This is a genomic window from Clostridium sp. CTA-1 (assembly GCF_054768215.1).
In genome coordinates this window covers 1-1,193 of record NZ_BAAAAP010000059.1, presented here as the reverse complement: position 1 = coordinate 1,193, position 1,193 = coordinate 1, and the positions used below count along the sequence as shown (strand labels likewise).

1 protein-coding gene is annotated in these 1,193 nt (G+C 36.4%); it reads left to right on the top strand.

Annotated features, from left to right (window positions below):
* Nucleotides 1–36 precede the first annotated feature (36 nt).
* Nucleotides 37–1,193 (top strand): elongation factor Tu (gene tuf / locus ACYUEW_RS18940; protein WP_460277704.1); only part of this gene is annotated, 1,157 nt, incomplete at its 3' end.

The window sequence follows — 1,193 nt, the reverse complement described above, 5'->3', positions numbered from 1 at the left end:
AATAAATATATAAACACAAAAAAGGAGGAAATAAAAATGGCAAAAGCAAAATTTGAAAGAAGCAAGCCTCATGTAAACATAGGAACAATAGGTCACGTAGACCACGGTAAGACAACATTAACAGCAGCTATTACAACAGTATTAGCACAAAAGGGAGGAGCTTCAGCAACAAAGTATGACGAAATAGATAAAGCTCCAGAAGAAAAAGAAAGAGGAATCACAATAAATACATCACACGTAGAGTATGAAACAGCAAACAGACACTACGCACAYGTAGACTGCCCAGGACACGCRGACTATGTAAAGAACATGATAACAGGAGCAGCACAAATGGATGGAGCRATCTTAGTTGTATCAGCAGCAGATGGTCCAATGCCACAAACAAGAGAACACATACTACTAGCATCAAGAGTTGGAGTACAATATATAGTAGTATTCTTAAATAAAGCTGACCAAGTAGATGATCCAGAAYTAATMGAATTAGTTGAAATGGAAGTAAGAGAATTACTAAATGAATATGGATTCCCAGGAGATGATACTCCAATAGTAGTAGGATCAGCATTAGAAGTATTAGAAAACCAAGATAATGCAGAAAAAACAAAATGCATAGATGAATTAATGGAAGCAATAGATAGCTATATACCAACACCAGAAAGAGCAACAGATCAACCATTCTTAATGCCAGTAGAAGACGTATTTACAATTACAGGAAGAGGAACAGTTGCAACAGGAAGAGTTGAAAGAGGAATTCTACATACTGGAGACGAAGTAGAATTAATAGGAATGAAAGAAGAAATATCAAAGACAGTATGTACAGGAATAGAAATGTTCAGAAAAATACTTGATGAAGCAATGGCAGGAGACAACATAGGAGCATTATTAAGAGGTGTTCAAAGAGACGACATCCAAAGAGGTCAAGTATTAGCAAAACCAGGTTCAATAACACCACACAAAAAATTCGTAGGTCAAGTATACGTATTAAAGAAAGAAGAAGGTGGAAGACATACACCATTCTTTAATGGATACAGACCACAATTCTACTTCAGAACAACAGACGTTACAGGATCAATCAACTTACCAGAAGGAGTAGAAATGGTAATGCCTGGAGACCATATAGATATGGCAGTAGAATTAATTACACCAGTAGCAATGCACGAAAACTTAAGATTCGCTATCAGAGAAGGTGGAAGAAC